The sequence below is a fragment of the Chelativorans composti genome (assembly GCF_039541695.1).
Classification (GTDB): Bacteria; Pseudomonadota; Alphaproteobacteria; order Rhizobiales; family Rhizobiaceae; genus Chelativorans; species Chelativorans composti.
On record NZ_BAABGS010000058.1, the window covers coordinates 1 to 17,285 of the forward strand.

Genomic DNA, 17,285 nt, shown 5'->3' on the forward strand with positions numbered 1-17,285 from the left:
AACGCCGATCTGGCGAACGGCATCCGCCATCGCCATGCCTTGGCCGCGCAAAACCTCAACCTGCCGCAACTTCGAGACAATCTCGTCGGGCTTGTGTCGCTTGTTGGCCATTGTGGTCCTCCTTCATGGTCAAAACCATACTTCAAGGTGGACCCGTTCAATGGGGGTGGATCACCATCACCTCCGACTACGTAACGCGGATCGAATGAGACCAAACGAATCCGGTACTGTAAATTTGCTAACTATGACAAAGGTGAAAGTCAATGCGGCATGATAATAAAATAACACGATAATTATGCGCATGTTTTATACTAGGCCGTACGGACCGCGGGTCAGGACGCGCCCCACCGAGCCGATGCGTATAGGACGCACGGCCAAGCGGACCGAGCCTGTCGGTAGCCCGGCAGGAGCGCCGACGTTCAGTCGCCGGCAGTCAGCGCCTCCGGCGACACCCCCGTCCTGCGCTCGCTTGCGAACGTGGCTGCGCTCAGGCGGCGCGCGTTTTCCCAGAACGCATTGACATTGCGGCCCTGGTTGCCGACGTGGCGGTAGAGCACGACTTCAAGGTCCAGGGTCCAGAAAGGGTTCGCCGTCGCGGGGACCAGTTTGCCGCTCTGGAGCTCGTCCTCGATCAGGCTTTCCGGCAGCCAGCAGACACCGGCACCCGTGCAGGCTATGGTCTTGAGACCCGCGCTGATCGGATTTTCATGAACCGTGCGCCAGCGGAAATTGGGCTGCTGGGCAAAGAGCTTGCCGAGCGCTACACCGAAGAACGAGCTGAAGCCATAGCTCAGATGGGGCAGCGTGAGCCGCTCGGCCAGCGCCCGGTCCAAGACGTTCTCGCCCTCCACCCATCTTCCAGGCTCTAGACGCAACCTCGGCGCCGAAACGGGCAGAAGGCGGTCCCGCCCGACCGACAGGAAGTCGAAATGCGCCCTGTCGAGATGCAGGGGAACCCTCGGGTTGGTATAGGTGAGGAAGAAGTCCGCCTCGCCGTCGACCAGGGCCGCCAGATTGGCCTCGATACCGCCCCTGTCTGGGATGAAGCAGATGCGCGTGTCGGGCGCGGTCTTCTCTAGTATCTGCAGCCAGTTGGGAATGAAGGTGACGGTCAGGGTGTGCAGCGCGGCCAGCCGCACCATGCCGGCGTCGGACGGCGGCTGCAAGGTTTCGCGCGCCGCATAAAGGACCCGGATGGTGTCCTGTGCGATGGGCAGGAAACTGCGGCCCGCTGGCGTCAGCTCTGCCGGGACGGCTCCCCGCTTGATCAGCGTGGCGCCGAGCCACACCTCCAGTTGCTTGATGCGCCGGCTCAAGGCCGGTTGTGAAATGTTCCGCAGTTCCGCCGAGCGCGAAAAGCTCGACGTGCTGGCCACGGTCACGAAATCCTCCAGCCACTTTAGCTCCATGCAGATGCCCCCTTACCGTCCCGCTGTGGACTTTCATTTCATATGTCATTCATAAAGTCATTGATTTTAAAAGTGTATGCAATTCTTGCATCGCCCTCTGCTCAATCGGAATTTGTCAAGCCTTCTACCCCCCAATAGGGTCCTGACTCGTGACGAAGCATTTGTGCGGCTGAGACAAGATGGCCAGAGTGGTTTATTGCGGTGGGAAATTCGTATCCGAACACGAGGCCAGGCTCGGGTTGTTCGATCGCGGATTTCTGTTCGGTGATGCGGTCTATGAAGTGACAGCCGTCATTGGCGGCAAGATGATCGACAACGACCTGCATCTCGCGAGACTGGAACGGTCGCTGTCCGAACTCGCCATTCCCATGCCGTTGCCCCGCGAGGAAATCGAGGCCATCCAGCTTTCCCTCATCGAGAAGAACGGCCTGCAGGAAGGCACCGTCTACCTTCAGGTTTCGCGCGGCGAGGAAGACCGTGAGTTCCTCTATTCCGAAGGGTTGAAGCCGACCTTCATCGCCTTCACGCAGGTGAAGAATCTGCTCAACAACAAGGGCCAGACCCAGGGCCTTGCAATCACTCTGGTCGAAGATCCGCGCTGGGAACGGCGTGACATCAAGACAGTCATGCTCCTCGGCCAGGTTCTGGCCAAGCGCGACGCCAAGGCGGCAGGCTTCGATGATGTGTGGTTTGTCGAGGACGGGACGATTACCGAGGGGGCATCGTCCACCGCATATATCGTGACGCACGACAGGCGCATAATCACCCGCCCGAATTCCAGGGCGATCCTGCCGGGCTGCACCCGTGCCGCGCTGCTCGACCTGTGTTCCAGGCACGGCGTTGTCCTGGAAGAGCGTCCATTCACCGTCGCCGAGGCCCTTGCTGCGGCCGAGGCCTTCCAGACATCCGCCACCAGTCTTGTCACGCCGGTCGTGCGGATTGGCGACGTCAGTCTGAACGGCGGTGTGCCAGGTCCCGTGACCCGGCAGTTGCAGGCCTGCTATCTTGAGCACGTCAACATGCTCAGGGCAGCAGGCTAGAAGAACCGACCACGACAAAGCATCCAGAGAGGGCGAACACATGAAGTTCAGTTCAGGATTTCTCGGCACAGCACTTGGCTGCCTGATGGCGCTATCGGCTCCCGCACTTGCGGCCGAAGGCTATGGTGACTGCAAGCTCTATGGCGAGCCCGGCACCGAGAGGATCGAGACGGCCATCCCGGGTCAGTTCACGGTGCTCATCAATCTGCCTGCTGTTGGCGAATTCAATGGCGACACGCCTGAAACCGTCCGGAGCGGCCGCGAGTTCTGCATGGCCGTCAACATTGCCTACCGCCTCGGCATCGACAAGGTCGTTCTGCGCAATGCCTCGTTCGACTCGATCGTGGCCGGTCAGAACAAGGACTTCGACATCGCTCTCGCTCTGATCTCCATCACCGAACCGCGCAAGAAGGTTGTCGATTTCTCGACCCCCTATTCGATCGGCTCTTTCGGCATTGCGACGCGGGCAGACGCCTCCCTTGATCAGGAGGGCCTGAAAACCACCAAGCTCGGAACGCAGGCCGGCACCGTCATGGTCCAGTGGGCGCAGGAACACCTCCCGGACGCCACGCTCTCCGTGTTCGATGACACTGGCGCGATGTTTACCGCCCTGGCCGCCGGCAGCGTCGACGCTGTCATGACGGACATTTCGGTCGTTCTCGGCCAGGTCGCCAACTCGGGCGGCAAGCTGAAGGTCGTCGGCCAGATCCCGAGCGGCGCCGATACCGCTGGCGTCTATCCCAAGGGCTCGAAGGCCAAGCCCGCAATCGACAAGGTCATCGCCGACCTCGCCGCAGATGGCACGCTCGCGGCTCTTGAGGAAGAATATCTTTCGGCTGAGCGTGGTGGCCTGAAGCCGGAAGACGTACCGGTCTGGAACTTCTGATCTGATGGCTGGTACCACCTCGTCGGAACTGCAGACTGAAACCGGGCGCGCTACACGGTGGCGCGCCCAGGGCACGACGCGCACCTATGGCGTGCGCACGTCGATAACCCTCGTCCTTGCCATTTTCTGTTTCTTTGCCGTCGCCGTCACCGCGCAGCACATTGGCAGCTACGCGGTCGAGCAGGGCGTCTCCAAGATCGCCGTGGTAATCCCCGGCATGCTGGCGGCCCTGGCGGCCGGCTTTGTTCTGTTGATGGCCATTCGCGCGGTCACCAAGTCGGTTGCCGCCCGCCGTCATCAGGACATCTATGCCGCCCGGGCTCTTGGCGCCGAGGCATCGCTCACCTCCTGGAAGGCGCTGTCGTGGATAGGCGCATTGCTGGTGGTAGCCTCGGGTGCCTGGTTCATGGCGGTCAACGACGCGGCCGTCAGCCGTACCTTCTTCGATCTCGAGCTCATTCAGGATTCGATCGGCAAGGTTCTCCGCGCCTTCGGCACCAATGTCTGGATCTTCGCCTGTTCTGCGGTCCTGATCCTGGTCTGGGCGCTGGTGATCGCGGTTGCCCGAACGCTGCCGGGAGAGGCCGGTCGTCCCCTGCGGTTTCTCGCAACCGCCTACAGCGACCTGTTCCGCGGCCTTCCCGCCATCATCACGATCTATCTCATCGGCTTCGGCCTGCCGCTCACCGATCTTCCCTTCATCTCGGAGCTCAGTTCGACCTCCTACGCGATCATCGCCCTCACGCTGACCTATGGCGCCTACACCTCCGAGGTCTACCGCGCCGGCATCGAGAGCGTGCACCACAGCCAGGTCGCAGCCGCCCGCTCGCTCGGTCTCAGCCACGCCAAGACGCTGCGCTATGTCGTCGTGCCCTTGGCTGTGCGCAACATCATCCCGCCGCTGATGAACAACTGCATCAGCCTGCAGAAGGACACTGCGCTGGTTGCCATCATCGGCACGATCGATGCCTTCAATCAGTCGAAGATCATCGCGGCCAACAACTTCAACCTCTCGGCGGTGACAACTGTCGCCATCCTCTTCGTCGTCGTCACCATTCCCCAGGCGCGCCTGGTGGACCGGCTGATCGAACGCGACCGTAGACGCATGCGGGCAGGAGGCTAGGCGCATGGCGCTTCTGGAAATCAACGGCATTACCAAGCACTACGGCGCACTGGAGGTCATCTCCAACCTCACGCTGAAGGTGGAGGAGCACGAGGTTGTCTGCCTCATCGGCCCGTCCGGATGCGGCAAGTCCACGCTGCTGCGCTGCGTCAACAGGCTTGAAGAAATCTCGTCGGGTGAGATCCTCATTCATGGCGACCGCATTACTGGTCCGGGTGTCGACCTTGACCGGCTGCGCCGCGAGATCGGCATCGTCTTTCAGGGCTATAACCTCTTCCCTCACATGACGGTGCTCGAGAACGCCATCCTTGCTCCGACCAAGGTGCTCGGCATGAGCCGGCGCGAGGCCGAGGAAAAGGCCATGGCGTTCCTGGAGCGCATCGGCCTTGCCCACAAGGCGAACGAATATCCAGACCGCATGTCCGGCGGCCAGCAGCAGCGCGTGGCGATCGTCCGCGCCCTGATGATGGATCCGATGCTGCTCCTGCTGGACGAGATCACCTCGGCCCTCGACCCGGAGCTGGTGTCGGAAGTGCTCGACATCGTGCGCGATCTGGCCGCCAACGGCATGACCATGATCCTCGCCACCCATGAGATGGGCTTTGCACGCGAGGTGGCCGATCGCATCTGCTTCATGTATGCAGGCCAGATCTACGAGCAGGGCCCGCCGGCAGAACTCTTCGGCAATCCCCGCGGCGAGCGCACGCAGCTGTTCCTTAGCAGCCTGAAGAAGGCCGGCCGCATCTGAACTGCGGCCGGACAGGGATACGGATCATGACGACAGCCCGCAGCCTTGGTCTCTGGATTGACGGCGCAAACAGCCTGCCGGCAGGCACCCACAACGCGATTACCGATGTGCCCGGTGTCACCGTCGGGCACCGCACGCTGCAGGGAGACGGCCTCGCCACCGGCGTGACGGCCATCGTGCCGCATCAGGGCGACCTGTTTCGCTCAAAGGTGCGCGGTGCCGTCGAGGTGATCAACGGCTTTGGCAAGTCTGCCGGCCTGGTTCAGGTCGCCGAACTCGGCACGATCGAAACACCGATCCTGCTGACCAATACTTTTGGCGTCGCCGCCTGCACCGAGGCGCTCATCCGGCGGGCAATCGAGAAGAACCCGAGGATCGGCAGGCAGACGTCCACGATCAATGCCGTGGTCTGCGAATGCAACGACGGCCAGATCAACGACATCCAGGCCCTGGCCGTGACCGTCGAGGATGCCTATGCAGCGCTGGATGCCGCAGCGTCCGGCGAGGTGGAACAGGGCGCCGTCGGAGCCGGCACCGGCATGACGGCCTTCGGTTTCAAGGCCGGCATCGGCACCGCCTCCCGCCGGATGAAGATCGGCAAGGAGGGGTTCACGCTGGGCTCGCTGGTGCTCGCCAACTTCGGCCGTGCCGGCGATCTGGTTCTGCCCGACGGACGCCGCCCCGCGCCGGGCGAGGTCAGTGGACCGGAGAAAGGCTCGATCATCGTCGTGCTTGCCACCGACTTGCCGCTTGCCGACAGGCAGCTGCAGCGCGTTGCCCGCCGCGCCGGTGCCGGCATCGCCCGCCTCGGCGCCTTCTGGGGCAACGGATCCGGCGACATCGCCCTCTGCTTCACCACGGCGGACCCGGTGCCGCACGACGGTCCGGATTTCCAGACCGTTCGCGCCGTCAGCAACGACCACATCGACATCGCCTTCCGCGCCGCAGCCGAGGCCACGCAGGAGGCCATCCTCAACGCCCTGTGCGCCGCCCCGGCGATGACCGGCCGCTCGGGCAAGAAATTTCCGTCGCTTGCCGACTGGGCTAGAGAGCACAACCGATGAAGATCTTTCTTTCCGCCGATATCGAGGGCACCGCGGGTATCGCCCACTGGGACGAGACCGAGCGCGGCAAGGCCGATTACTGCGAGTTCCGCGAGCTCATGACCGCCGAGGTTCTGGCGGCTTGCGAAGGCGCGCGTGCCGCCGGTGCGACCGAAGTCCTCATCAAGGACGCCCATGACAGCGGTCGCAACATCATCGTCGATCGCCTGCCGGCCTATGCCAGGATCATGCGCGGCTGGTCCGGTCATCCGGACACCATGATGTTCGGGATCGGGCCGGATTTTGCCGCCGCCATCTACACCGGCTATCACGCCAAGGCTGGTTCGGAGGCAAATCCCCTGGCGCATACCACCACGACGCGCGTTTCGCGCGTGCTGCTCAACGGCGAAGTCGCCTCCGAGTTTACCTTCAACGCGCTTTGTGCGGCCCGCTACGGGGTACCCTCGGCGTTCCTCTCGGGCGATACGGAAATCTGCGCCGATGCGCGGGCCCTGGTGCCGAACATCGTGACGGTCGCGACGCTCGAGGGATTCGGCCGTGCGGCGCTGTCCATCTCTCCAGCGCAGGCGCGCGAGGCCATTTTCGAGGGCGTGAAGAAGGCGATCGACGGGCTTGTCGATCGCACCGTGCCGGTCGTGCCGGGGCCGTATGAGGTCACGGTCGAGTTCGTGAACGCGACGGACGCCTATCGCGCATCCTGGTATCCGGGTGCCCGGGCCAGCGGGCCGCGCGCAGTAAGCTTCGCCTCGGACGATTTCTTCGAGATCCAGCGCGCGCTGCGCTTCCTGCTCGCCTGATACTGCCCAGCGAACGCCGATCGCCGCGGAAGCGTCGCCGGTCCCTCGTTTATGCTGCCGCCAGGCTGCGCATGGGGAGAAATATCTGAACGGGTGATTTTGCGGATTTGCCCGCGAGCGTCATTCCCCTAAACGCCGCTCGCGGCCCCTGCGGTATCATCCGGCCGTCCAGCCGCCATCGATGACGATCGAGGTTCCCGTCATCATCGCGGACGCATCGGAGGCGAGGAACACCACGGCTCCCATGAGGTCCTCCACTTCCGCCAGGCGTCCCAACTTGATCTTGGACATCACATGCTGCCGGTAGCTGTCGTCCGCCAGCGCGGCTGCCGACAGTTGCGTGTGGACGAATGTCGGGGCGATGGTGTTGCTGCGGATCCCGTAAGGCGCCAGATCGATGGCCATGGCCTTGGACATGCCCTCGAGCGCCCATTTGGAAGCGCAATAGGCAGTCCGCTTGGCGCCGCCCACATGCCCCATCTGCGACGAGATGTGAATGAGGGATCCGGGCTTGTCTGCCCTGACCAGCGAAGCAGCCACCGCCTGCGTAACGAAGAAGGCAGCCCGGGTGTTGAGGTCCATCACGGCATCGAAATCCTCGGGCGTGACCTCGAGCATCGGTTTCGGGCGGTTGCAGCCTGCGGCGTTGACCAGGATGTCGAAGGGCTCACGGCCTCCGACCTCGCGTCCAACCGCCTGGAGGTCGGTCACATCGAGGACGATGGGCTCCACCTCGCCGCCGAGCGCCCTGATGTCGTCCGCCGCCGCCTCGAGATCGGCTGCAGACCTCGAAACGATCGCGACCTCGGCGCCGGCCTCTGCCAGCGCGATCGCGCTGGCAAGGCCGATCCCCCGGCTTGCGCCGGTGACGAGAGCCCGCTTTCCGTCCAGGCGCAGGCTTGGCGTGCGGGGCATGCGCCGTGTCATTCGGCGATCCCCGCGTAGGGAACATTCTTGCCACCATAGCGGCGGACGCGGATGTTCGCCTGTTCGCCGTGACCCGCAAAGCCTTCGAGCGCGCAAAGACGCGAGCAGTACTCGCCGATGATGGCCGACGACTGGTCGTTGTCCACGCGCTGGTAGGTGCAGGTCTTCAGGAACTTGCCGACCCAGAGACCGCCCGTGTAGCGCGCCGCCTTCCTCGTCGGCAGCGTGTGGTTCGTGCCGATGACCTTGTCTCCGTAGGCGACATTGGTGCGCGGCCCCAGGAACAGGGCACCGTAGTTCTTCATGTTGTCGAGGAAGAACTGCGGATCCTTCGTCATCACCTGCACATGTTCGGAGGCGATCTCGTCGGCGACCTTCACCATCTCCTCGTCGCTGTCGCAGACGATCACCTCACCGTGGTTTTCCCAGGCCTGGCGCGCGATCGCGGCGGTGGGAAGGACCTCGAGCAGCCGTTCGATCTCCTTCATCGTCTCGCGCGCTAGCTTCTCCGACGTGGTCAGCAGGATCGCCGGGGAATCCGGCCCGTGCTCGGCCTGGCCGAGCAGGTCGGTCGCGCAGAGTTCCCCGTCCACCGTTTCGTCAGCGATCACGAGCGTCTCGGTCGGACCGGCAAACAGGTCGATGCCGACCCGGCCGAACAGCTGGCGCTTGGCTTCCGCGACGAAGGCGTTGCCAGGACCGACGAGCATGTCCACCGGCCTGATGGTCTCCGTGCCGACTGCCATCGCCGCCACGGCCTGCACGCCGCCAAGGCAGTAGATCTCGTCGGCGCCGGCCAGGTACTGCGCCGCCACGATGGCCGGGGCGGGCTCGCCCTGGTAGGGCGGCGCGCAGGTGATCACCCGCGGCACGCCCGCAACCTTCGCGGTGATGATCGACATGTGCGCCGAAGCCAGCAGCGGATACTTGCCGCCGGGCACGTAGCAGCCCACGGACTGCACGGGAATGTGCTTGTGCCCGAGGAATACGCCCGGCAGCGTTTCCACCTCGAGGTCGAGCATGGTGCCGCGTTGCGCTTCGGCGAAATTGCGCACCTGCTCTTGGGCGAACTTGATGTCGTTGAGATCGCGCTCGGAGAGCTTGGACAGGCATTCCTCGATTTCCTGTCCGCTGAGGCGATAGTCCTCGCGATCGAGGCCGTCGAACTTTATGGAGAGTTCGCGGACGGCCGCATCTCCGCGCCGTGCAACATCTTCCAGGATCTGTTCGACGGTTTCGCGAACCTTGCGGTCCCGACTTTCGATGTCAGTGGCGGAGGCGCTCTTCAGCTTTCGCATGTCTGTGTTCCGGATTGTAGTGATCTAGAGTTTGTTTTGCGACTTGAATGCCTTCATGCGGGCCAGCATCCGGTCACGCCATTCCTGGCGTGTGCGAAGGCTCTCGGATGCAAGCAGCTCGCGTCTTTGCCAGTGGGCCGTCTCGATGGCTTCCGCGGTCCAGCGGCGGTCGGGTTTTCGCTGTTCGGCGAACCGCGCATACATGGGAGCAAGCCGTTCGGCATAGTCTTTCAGGCCCTCGGGCGCATTCAGGTCGATCGTCTCGAACGGCCCCATGAATGCCCATCTGAACCCCAGCCCGTCGCGGACAGCCTTGTCGATGTCTTCGGCCGTTGCATAACCCTCGCCGAGCAGCGCGAAGGCTTCGTCCAGCAGTGCGCCCTGAAGCCTGTTCAGGACAAATCCGTCGATCTCGCGCGAGAGGTTGATCGGTGACTGCCCGATCGCTTCCATGAAGCGGCGCACAGTCTGCGGAATGTCTTCGTCGATCCAGGGTGCCGGCACGATCTCCACCAGCGGGATCAGATGGGGAGGATTGACCGGGTGGACGACGAGAAACCGGTTCCGGTGCGAGCACTCCGCCGTGAACGACGAGCCGGGGAAGCCCGACGTCGAACTCCCGACGATGGCGTCTGGCCTCATGGCCCTGTCGATTTCGAGGCTGATCGCTCTCTTGGTCTCGATCCGCTCGAACACCGACTCCTGGATGTAGTCGGCATCCCGCACGGCCTTTCCAAGATCCGCCTCGAAGGACAGGCGTCCGAGGAGGCCTTGCGGGTCCTCGCAGAGACCTTCCGCCGCCAGGCCCTGCACCGACCTGGCGATATTCTCCCTTATCCTGTCGAGATCGGTGACATCATGGACGGTGACCGGGACCCCTGCCCTCGCGAAGGCAATTGCCCAGCCTTGCCCGACAAGTCCGGCCCCGACAACGGTGACGCGCTCGATCATCGCTCTGCCTCGCTGAAAAGCCAGGGCTGGCGGCTCATGTGGGTTTTCTCGAATTCCAGGATGTGGGGCATTTCCGTGTTGAGGATGATGTCCATCTCGTCCCAGCCGTTGATGTAGGCGTGCAGTTCGCTTTCGGTGAGCTGGAACGTGCAGACTGTCTCCCCGTTTACTGTGACTGTTCCCGCCGGAAGATCAACATAGAAGAACTCACCGGTTTCGGCCTTCGAGATGATTTGTGCGTGGGTCTCGGGATCAACCCGGATGAGGAGCAGGCCGTTCTTCTTCGCATTGCCCGCGAAGATGTCGCCGAAGTCCGTCCCGATGACGACGCGGATTCCGTAGTCCACGAGGGCCCAGACGGCCTGTTCGCGCGAGGACCCGCAGCCGAAGCCCGGCCCGACGACAAGGATCCTGACATCGCGATAGAGATCCCTGTTCAGCGGAAAATCGGGGTTTTCCTCTCCATTGGGCAGCAGTCGCCTGTCCGCAAAAAGGCATTTGTCCATACCTTCCCTGTCGATCAGAAGCAGGAACCGCGCGGGGAAGATCACGTCGGTGTCGATGTTCTGATCTGGCAGGACGGCTGCCCGTGACCTGACTTGCTTGAGTGGCTCAACCATCTATCTTGTCATGCGTCGCTGCGCGAGCGAACGCCCTCCCTTAGTTGCGGAGTGATCGTGGATCCGCGAGACGCCCTGTGACGGCGGCAGCCGCAGCCATCGCTGGCGAGACGAGATGCGTGCGCCCGCCCTTGCCCTGACGGCCCTCGAAGTTCCGGTTCGAGGTGGACGCGCATCGCATTCCCGGTTGCAGCATGTCTCCGTTCATGGCGACACACATCGAACAGCCCGGCTCGCGCCATTCGCATCCTGCCTGCAGGAATATCTCGTGCAGGCCCTCTTCCTCGGCCGCCTGCTTTACGAGGCCGGAGCCCGGCACGATGATGGCCCGGACACCTTCCTTCACCTTGCGCCCCTTGAGCACTTCCGCCGCAGCCCTCAGATCGGAAAGGCGACCGTTGGTGCACGATCCGATGAAGACCATGTCGACCTCGATGTCGGAGATCTTCTGCCCCGGACGCAGCCCCATGTAGTCGAGCGCCTTGCGGACCCGCTGCCGGCGAACCGGATCGTCGATCCGCTCGGGATCCGGTACGTGGCCGTCGGCTGGAACGACGTCCTCGGGCGACGTACCCCAGGTCACATGCGGGGTGATCGACGCGACGTCGATGACGACCTCGCGGTCATACCGGGCGCCCTCGTCGGTCGGCAGTGTCCTCCAATAGGCTACCGCCTTGTCCCAGAGCTCGCCTTTCGGGGCCATTGGCCTATCCTTGAGCCACGCGAACGTGGTCTCATCGGGTGCCACCAGAGCCACGCGCGCACCGGCCTCGATCGACATGTTGCAGATGGTCATCCGCTCTTCCATGCTCATGGCGCGGACGGCTTCGCCCGTGTACTCGATGGCATACCCGGAAGCACCATTGGCGCCGATCGTCGACACGAGAGCGAGCGCCAGATCCTTGGCGGTCACTCCCTCTCCGGGGAGCCCCTCGAAATGCACCCGCATCGTCTTGGACTTGCGCAATACCAGCGCCTGCGCCGCCATCACGATGCCGCACTCGGAGGCACCCACCCCGAAGCCGAGTGCACCGAAGGCGCCATGGGTCGTGGTGTGGCTGTCGCCGCAGGCCAGCGTAATGCCGGGCAGCGTGAAGCCCTGCTCCGGCCCCATGACGTGGACGATACCCTGCCGGACGTCGTCCAGCGGAATGAACGGAATTCCGTGGCGCCTGACATTCTCCATCAGCCGCTCGGTCTGCGCCTTCGCCAGCGCGCCAGCGTCCGCCAGGTTGCGGCTTCGTGTCGGCACCGCATGATCCGGCACGGCGAGGTTGGCCGCCGGCCGGTGGGGACAAAGGCCCCGCCGGTCCAGCGCCACGAACGACTGCGGTGTCGACACCTCATGCAGGAGATGCCGGTCAACGTAGAGGAGGACGGTGCCGTCCCCTCTCTCCCGGATGACGTGGCTGTCCCACAGCTTGTCGTAAAGCGTCTTTGGGGTCATGCCCGCTCCACCTCGATCAGTCAGCGGCTGGCCCATTCCTTCTCGAATGCCCAAACTTCCTCGAAACCGAGGAGCTTGTTCATCTCAGCGAAGGAGTAGAGGTCGATGTCCGGCGAGGTGTGGCCATTCTTCCGGAGGTCGTCGTAGGCCTTCTCCAAAGCTTTCGCCACCGAGAGGAATCCGATCGCCGGATGGATCGCGATGGCAAAGCCCATCTCCGCCAGCTTTTCGGCGGGCAGCAGCGGAGTGCGGCCGCCGTTCACCATGTTGGCGAGCAGCGGCGCCTTGATCTCGGCCGCGATCTGCTGAAGCTCCTCCACTGTCTCCGGGGACTCGATGAAGATGATGTCGGCCCCCGCTTCCGCATAGGCCTTGCCGCGGCGGATGGCTTCCTCGATGCCGAGGGAGGTGCGGCTGTCCGTGCGGGCGATGATCATGGTGTTGCCGGACTTCTTTGCCTTGGCCGCGACCTCGATCTTGCGCTGCATGTCCGCGATCGGGATCACGCGGCGGAAGGGCGTGTGGCCGCACTTCTTCGGAAACTCCTGATCCTCGATCTGGATTCCCGAGACGCCCGCGTCCTCGTACCCTTCCACGGTCGTCTTGACGTTCAGCAGGCCGCCGTAGCCGGTGTCGGCGTCGGCGATGATCGAGGTCGTCGTCTTCTTGCAGATCTGGGCGATGCGTTCGATCATGTCGCGATAGGTGGCGATGCCCGCGTCGGGAATGCCGAGGTAGGACGCGACCGTGCCGTAGCCGGTGATGTACAGCGCCTTGAAGCCCATCCGGTCGGCCACCAGGGCGGAAATCAGGTCGAAGACACCCGGAGCAACGATGAATTCTTTGTTGAGGATCGCGTTTTTCAGACGTGCGTCAGACATTTTCTCTCGTTCTTTCGATTGTGTGAATCTTGGGGCTTGCGGGCACTAGCCGGCGGAAATCGGCGTTTCGGGGAGGTTCATCGTTTGGCGCCGCTTGGCGAAGAAATACATGCCCACTCCCGAGGCGATGATGATGGCGATGATCGTCAGGGAGATCGGCCGTTCAACGATGGGCCAGAGGCTGCCGCCACCCAGCTGCCACGTGCGAACCAGGTTGCCTTCCATCATCAGGCCCAGCAGCAGGCCGATCACGGCGGCGACAACCGAGTAGTTGTAGCGCTTCATCAGGACGCCGAGGGCCGAGAACACCACCAGCGTGACGGGTCCGTTCAGACTGTTGCTGAGCGCATAGGAGCCCAGCACGGTGCACACGATGATCGGAGGCAGAAGCCAGGCAACCGGCACGCGCACCAGGTAAACGGCGATGCGGAAGAATACCAGGCCGATGAAGACCAGCATCACTGCCTGAAGCAGGTTTCCGGCAATGATCGCGTATACGATCTCCTTCTGATCGGAGATGAAGCGCGGGCCGCCGGTAATGTTGTGCATGGCAAATGCGCTCAGCATGATCGCCGTGGCCGCGCTCGACGGCAGTCCGAGCGCGAGCAGGCCGACCATCGACCCGCCTTCGGACGAGGACGAAGCCGACTCCGCCGCCGCCACGCCGTTCGGATTGCCCTTGCCGTAGCTCTGCGGATCGTTCGACAGGTTCCTGGCGAAGGTATACGAAACAATGTTCGCGATCGACGAACCGACGCCCGGCACGACACCGAGGCCCGCGCCAATGACGGAGCCGGTGAAGACCGTGCGCGGAATCTTTCTCACGTAGAGCATTCCGCCGATGATCTCGCGGATGGAAACGTGGCGCTTCCCCTCGTCCCTGACGATGTAGTCGCTCTTGACGAGCTGGAAGAGCTCGGATGCAGCGAAAATTCCAATGATCGCAGCATTCGGGTCAATGCCATCGAGCAGGTAGATCGATCCGAACGTGCCGCGCTCGATGCCCGCTGAGCTCATGCCTATGAGCGAGAGCAGGATACCGACGCAGCCGGCAAGCACGGCCTTCCAGAAGTTGCCCTCCGTCACCAGCGCGATGAGCAGGATACCGGTCAGCGCCACCAGAAAGAGTTCCGGCGCGCCGAGTTTCAGGACGAACCCTGACAGCGGCTCGAGAATCCCGAGCAGCATGAAGTAGCCGATGGCACATCCGATCGTTGAAGAGGCAAGCGCAACGCCGAGCGCCCGGTTGTGCTGGCCCTGCCGGGCCATCGGGTAACCGTCAAAGCATGTGGCGACAGCGGCGGACGTTCCCGGCACATTCATGAGGATTGCCGGAATCGAGCAGCCGCACGACCCGCCCGTGAAGATCGCGGTCAGAAAGATGATGGATTCGAGAAAATCCATGTAAAGCGTCAATGGCAGGAAGACCGCCATTGCGATCGGCACCGACAGTCCCGGTATTGCGCCGAAGATCAGGCCGATGATGATGCCCACAGGCGCGACAACCCATGCCGTCGGGCTTGAGAACAGGAGGTCCAGCCCCTGGGCCATGGATGCGAGATCGAACATGGTAGTTACCCGAGGAAAAGCGTTTTGACCGGTACGCCCATCATGTGGATCAGGACGTAGACGGGGGCCAAACCGACGATCAGGGAATAGATGAAGATGGCCAGCGAATTGCGCTGGCCGAGCATGATCATGGCCGTTGCGCAGAACAGGATTCCTGCCAGATCAAACCCGATATATTCGAGCGACACGACATACAGGGCCAGAAGAAGGCATCCGATCCAAACGCCGTATTTCTCCCGGATACTTCTTCCTTCGCTTTCCTCGTCGCTCCTGTTCTCTTCCGGATCTTTCCCGAGAGCCCGGACGAGAATGGCTATGAGGATGATGCCCGCCAGCAAAGCCACCGGAGCGATCAGGATCATGTTGATCAGCGTCGGGCTTGCGTGCCAGGAGTCCTGGACAAACCAGACGATGAAGATGGCGAAGATGGCGAGCAGGCCAAGATGGCCTGCCTTTTCTGCCGTGATTTTCATGATGGCGCTCCGAAGTCTCAGAGGCGATCGATGTACTGCTTGAAGATATCGAAGCTGCGCTGCAGGGAAGCCGCTGTCGCTTCCGGACCCATCCAGTTTCCGCCGATCTTGCCCTGGGTGATGAAGGCCTTGAACTCTTCATCCTCGAGCATCACGCGGTAACCCGCCACCAGGCGCTCGTAACGCTGCGGGTGCTTCTCCACGAACTCCCTGTGGACCGTAAGCGTGCGCAGGTCAGCCTCGATCACGGGAACCTCGACGTTGAACTCCGCAATCGCCTCATTGATGGTGGGGGCGTCCCACATCGCGGGATCGACCTCATTCCGGTAGACAGCCAGCGGCCGCACGTTGTCGCGAATGACCTCACTGCCAAGCGCCGAAATGAAGGACGTGGTCACCTGGTTGCCGGCGACGGCGGTTCTCATGGGGCCACCGCCATCATAGGTCACCCAGTTCACGTTCTCGCGCGGAATGCCGAGACGCTCGAGCAGGATGATCGCGGATAGATGGCCGCCATCTCCCGGGATGATGCCGCAGCTCACCTTTCCGGGATTGTCCCTGATGTCCTTCAGGAGTTCGGCCATGGTCTGGTACGGCTGATCCTTGTGCACCAGCACGACGTAATAATCCTGCCACTGGCCGTTTACGTGGAAGAAGTCTTCCCACTTCAAACCGCCCTGGTTGCGCAGGACGTTCGAGATCAGGTAGGGGTTGGTGGGGGAGACAAGGGCAAACGTCCCATCAGCCGGCTGACGGATAAACCAGCTATGACCAAGCGTGCCAGACCCGCCCGGACGGTTTACGACAGTCACGGGCGTGCCGCCGAGGTGTTTCGGCAGGTAGGCGGCGATCGCCCTGGCCATGCGGTCTGCCGAACCACCCGCGTCGAACGGAACCACGAGCGTCAGACGGTTGACGTCGTACTTGTCCTGGGCACGGGCGCTGAGGGGGAATGCGGTGGAAGCCAGGCCTGCTCCCATGAGGGAGAGCACATGGCGGCGGGTAAATTGCATACGGTTTCCTCCCGGTTGTATGCGATCTTGGCGCTTAGCGCCGTTTCGACTGGCAAAAAAGAACAGGATCGCATACGATCTGTCAATAGGTGTTCGGAGGAGATTGAACTATGTCCGACTGCGATGACCTGCAGCTGACAGCGACAGACAGGGTCTATGTGTTCATCCGCGACCAGATCCTTGCAGGGAAGCTGGGGCCAGGTGATCGCGTCGTCGAGCCTGCAATCGCATCCCAGCTGGGCGTGAGCCGCACGCCTGTTCGCGAGGCGCTTCGGCGACTCACGGCGGACGGCTATGTGGAAATTCGGCCGCATGCGGGTGCGGCGGTCCGCATGTGGAATCACGAGGACATCCGCTCGACCTTTGCGATGCGGGCGGACATCGAGGGGCACGCAGCCGCGCGCGCCGCCCAGAAGATCACGCCTCACCAGATCGAGGAGCTGGAGGCGCTTTGCGACAGGATAGAGCAGGCGAGCGCGGAGCCCACGACGAGCGGCAATTCCGCCCGCAGCGAACTCAATCGCCAGCTCCACGTGCAGGTTCTCAAGATTTCAGGGCTTATCCACGCCGAAAAGGTCGCGACTCAGCTCATGGATGTGGCGGTTCTTGCGCTGACCTTCAGCCAGTTCACGCCCGAGCAGGCCGCCCGAAGCGATTCCGATCATCGCCTGCTCATGACCGCATTCCGGTTGAGAAACAGCGAACTGGCCGAATCGGTGATGAGGACTCACATCCTCACCGCCTCGGCCATTCGCGACCTTCAGCTTCTCCGCAGATGAGAAGAGGCCCGTGACGGGCCTCACGCCGGATGGACCGGCCGTGCGGTCGGGAAGGTCCCGACCGCCGACGGCTGAGGGGCTGAAGCCGTCGCGCCTGCCGCGCGTTCAGCCTTGGCATTATCGCTTCGCGACGGCCAACCCCTGCGTTGGGTGTTGTCAAAGCGCCTTTTCGAGCTCGGGGAGGATCTGGAAGAGGTCGCCGACGAGGCCGTAGTCGGCGACCTGGAAGATCGGCGCCTCCTCGTCCTTGTTGATCGCCA

General features: G+C 62.9%; 17 protein-coding genes and 1 pseudogene. 7 read left to right on the forward strand and 11 right to left on the reverse strand.

Annotated elements, in window-relative coordinates:
• Window positions 1–419: 419 nt before the first annotated feature.
• Window positions 420–1,409 (reverse strand): LysR family transcriptional regulator, encoded by a 990-nt coding sequence (locus ABD906_RS10625; RefSeq protein ID WP_345099383.1) that lies wholly within the window; start codon window positions 1,407–1,409, stop codon window positions 420–422.
• 179 nt (window positions 1,410–1,588) lie between these two features.
• Between ABD906_RS10625 and ABD906_RS10630 the strand changes: the two genes are divergently transcribed.
• Genes ABD906_RS10630 through ABD906_RS10655 form a run of 6 tightly spaced genes read left to right on the forward strand, consistent with a single transcriptional unit; the run spans window position 1,589 to window position 7,067 of the window.
• Window positions 1,589–2,449 (forward strand): D-amino-acid transaminase, encoded by an 861-nt coding sequence (locus ABD906_RS10630; RefSeq protein ID WP_345099384.1) that lies wholly within the window; start codon window positions 1,589–1,591, stop codon window positions 2,447–2,449.
• 40 nt (window positions 2,450–2,489) lie between these two features.
• A complete protein-coding gene (locus ABD906_RS10635; RefSeq protein ID WP_345099385.1) occupies window positions 2,490–3,335 on the forward strand; it encodes an ABC transporter substrate-binding protein in 846 nt (281 codons plus the stop codon).
• A 4-nt stretch (window positions 3,336–3,339) separates the two neighbouring features.
• Complete coding sequence (locus ABD906_RS10640; RefSeq protein ID WP_345099386.1) at window positions 3,340–4,458, forward strand: amino acid ABC transporter permease; 1,119 nt, start codon at window positions 3,340–3,342, stop codon at window positions 4,456–4,458.
• Between the two features lie 4 nt (window positions 4,459–4,462).
• Entirely contained in the window at window positions 4,463–5,206 is a 744-nt protein-coding gene (locus tag ABD906_RS10645) for an amino acid ABC transporter ATP-binding protein (RefSeq protein WP_345099387.1), read from the forward strand.
• Window positions 5,207–5,232: 26 nt separating this feature from the next.
• The gene (locus ABD906_RS10650) at window positions 5,233–6,270 is read left to right on the forward strand and encodes a DmpA family aminopeptidase (RefSeq protein ID WP_345099388.1); all 1,038 of its coding nucleotides are present in this window, start codon (window positions 5,233–5,235) and stop codon (window positions 6,268–6,270) included.
• Window positions 6,267–7,067, forward strand: coding sequence for a M55 family metallopeptidase (locus ABD906_RS10655; RefSeq protein WP_345099389.1), 801 nt, complete (start codon window positions 6,267–6,269; stop codon window positions 7,065–7,067). Before ABD906_RS10650 ends, ABD906_RS10655 begins: the two co-directional genes overlap by 4 nt.
• A 156-nt stretch (window positions 7,068–7,223) precedes the next feature.
• On the opposite strand, the gene ABD906_RS10660 is transcribed toward ABD906_RS10655, so the two are convergent.
• Genes ABD906_RS10660 through ABD906_RS10700 form a run of 9 tightly spaced genes read right to left on the reverse strand, consistent with a single transcriptional unit; the run spans window position 7,224 to window position 16,246 of the window.
• Window positions 7,224–7,994, reverse strand: a complete 771-nt coding sequence (locus tag ABD906_RS10660) for an SDR family NAD(P)-dependent oxidoreductase (RefSeq protein ID WP_345099390.1) — start codon at window positions 7,992–7,994, stop codon at window positions 7,224–7,226.
• Window positions 7,991–9,292 (reverse strand): histidinol dehydrogenase, encoded by a 1,302-nt coding sequence (gene hisD, locus ABD906_RS10665; RefSeq protein WP_345099391.1) that lies wholly within the window; start codon window positions 9,290–9,292, stop codon window positions 7,991–7,993. The genes ABD906_RS10660 and hisD overlap by 4 nt, the downstream gene beginning before the upstream one ends.
• Before the next feature lie 24 nt (window positions 9,293–9,316).
• Entirely contained in the window at window positions 9,317–10,243 is a 927-nt protein-coding gene (locus ABD906_RS10670) for a 3-hydroxyacyl-CoA dehydrogenase (RefSeq protein WP_345099392.1), read from the reverse strand.
• Window positions 10,240–10,863: a 3-isopropylmalate dehydratase small subunit gene (gene leuD / locus ABD906_RS10675; RefSeq protein ID WP_345099393.1), complete on the reverse strand. Its 624-nt coding sequence runs from the start codon at window positions 10,861–10,863 to the stop codon at window positions 10,240–10,242. Before leuD ends, ABD906_RS10670 begins: the two co-directional genes overlap by 4 nt.
• A gap of 40 nt (window positions 10,864–10,903) precedes the next feature.
• Complete coding sequence (leuC, locus tag ABD906_RS10680) at window positions 10,904–12,310, reverse strand: 3-isopropylmalate dehydratase large subunit (RefSeq protein ID WP_345099394.1); 1,407 nt, start codon at window positions 12,308–12,310, stop codon at window positions 10,904–10,906.
• A 20-nt stretch (window positions 12,311–12,330) separates the two neighbouring features.
• On the reverse strand, window positions 12,331–13,191 hold the full coding sequence (locus ABD906_RS10685; protein ID WP_345099395.1) for an isocitrate lyase/PEP mutase family protein: 861 nt from the start codon (window positions 13,189–13,191) through the stop codon (window positions 12,331–12,333).
• A 45-nt stretch (window positions 13,192–13,236) separates the two neighbouring features.
• Window positions 13,237–14,760 carry a tripartite tricarboxylate transporter permease gene (locus ABD906_RS10690; RefSeq protein ID WP_345099396.1) on the reverse strand — a complete coding sequence of 508 codons (1,524 nt, stop codon included), beginning with the start codon at window positions 14,758–14,760 and terminating at the stop codon, window positions 13,237–13,239.
• 5 nt (window positions 14,761–14,765) lie between these two features.
• Window positions 14,766–15,233, reverse strand: coding sequence for a tripartite tricarboxylate transporter TctB family protein (locus ABD906_RS10695; RefSeq protein WP_345099397.1), 468 nt, complete (start codon window positions 15,231–15,233; stop codon window positions 14,766–14,768).
• Between the two features lie 17 nt (window positions 15,234–15,250).
• On the reverse strand, window positions 15,251–16,246 hold the full coding sequence (locus ABD906_RS10700) for a Bug family tripartite tricarboxylate transporter substrate binding protein (RefSeq protein WP_345099398.1): 996 nt from the start codon (window positions 16,244–16,246) through the stop codon (window positions 15,251–15,253).
• A gap of 110 nt (window positions 16,247–16,356) precedes the next feature.
• On the opposite strand from ABD906_RS10700, the gene ABD906_RS10705 reads away from it, so the two are divergent.
• The gene (locus ABD906_RS10705) at window positions 16,357–17,025 is read left to right on the forward strand and encodes a GntR family transcriptional regulator (protein ID WP_345099399.1); all 669 of its coding nucleotides are present in this window, start codon (window positions 16,357–16,359) and stop codon (window positions 17,023–17,025) included.
• 156 nt (window positions 17,026–17,181) lie between these two features.
• Here ABD906_RS10705 and ABD906_RS10710 read toward each other — a convergent pair.
• Window positions 17,182–17,285, reverse strand: a pseudogene (locus ABD906_RS10710) (electron transfer flavoprotein subunit alpha/FixB family protein); the annotation flags it as partial.

Bases quoted from the DNA above. Each gene is read 5' to 3' on its own strand.
- hisD (WP_345099391.1), bottom strand. From the start codon at position 9,292: ATGCGAAAGCTGAAGAGCGCCTCCGCCACTGACATCGAAAGTCGGGAC.
- ABD906_RS10670 (WP_345099392.1), bottom strand. From the start codon at position 10,243: ATGATCGAGCGCGTCACCGTTGTCGGGGCCGGACTTGTCGGGCAAGGC.
- ABD906_RS10660 (WP_345099390.1), bottom strand. From the start codon at position 7,994: ATGACACGGCGCATGCCCCGCACGCCAAGCCTGCGCCTGGACGGAAAG.
- ABD906_RS10635 (WP_345099385.1), top strand. From the start codon at position 2,490: ATGAAGTTCAGTTCAGGATTTCTCGGCACAGCACTTGGCTGCCTGATG.
- ABD906_RS10625 (WP_345099383.1), bottom strand. From the start codon at position 1,409: ATGGAGCTAAAGTGGCTGGAGGATTTCGTGACCGTGGCCAGCACGTCG.
- ABD906_RS10655 (WP_345099389.1), top strand. From the start codon at position 6,267: ATGAAGATCTTTCTTTCCGCCGATATCGAGGGCACCGCGGGTATCGCC.
- leuC (WP_345099394.1), bottom strand. From the start codon at position 12,310: ATGACCCCAAAGACGCTTTACGACAAGCTGTGGGACAGCCACGTCATC.
- leuD (WP_345099393.1), bottom strand. From the start codon at position 10,863: ATGGTTGAGCCACTCAAGCAAGTCAGGTCACGGGCAGCCGTCCTGCCA.
- ABD906_RS10695 (WP_345099397.1), bottom strand. From the start codon at position 15,233: ATGAAAATCACGGCAGAAAAGGCAGGCCATCTTGGCCTGCTCGCCATC.
- ABD906_RS10630 (WP_345099384.1), top strand. From the start codon at position 1,589: ATGGCCAGAGTGGTTTATTGCGGTGGGAAATTCGTATCCGAACACGAG.
- ABD906_RS10640 (WP_345099386.1), top strand. From the start codon at position 3,340: ATGGCTGGTACCACCTCGTCGGAACTGCAGACTGAAACCGGGCGCGCT.
- ABD906_RS10700 (WP_345099398.1), bottom strand. From the start codon at position 16,246: ATGCAATTTACCCGCCGCCATGTGCTCTCCCTCATGGGAGCAGGCCTG.
- ABD906_RS10645 (WP_345099387.1), top strand. From the start codon at position 4,463: ATGGCGCTTCTGGAAATCAACGGCATTACCAAGCACTACGGCGCACTG.
- ABD906_RS10690 (WP_345099396.1), bottom strand. From the start codon at position 14,760: ATGTTCGATCTCGCATCCATGGCCCAGGGGCTGGACCTCCTGTTCTCA.
- ABD906_RS10650 (WP_345099388.1), top strand. From the start codon at position 5,233: ATGACGACAGCCCGCAGCCTTGGTCTCTGGATTGACGGCGCAAACAGC.
- ABD906_RS10705 (WP_345099399.1), top strand. From the start codon at position 16,357: ATGTCCGACTGCGATGACCTGCAGCTGACAGCGACAGACAGGGTCTAT.
- ABD906_RS10685 (WP_345099395.1), bottom strand. From the start codon at position 13,191: ATGTCTGACGCACGTCTGAAAAACGCGATCCTCAACAAAGAATTCATC.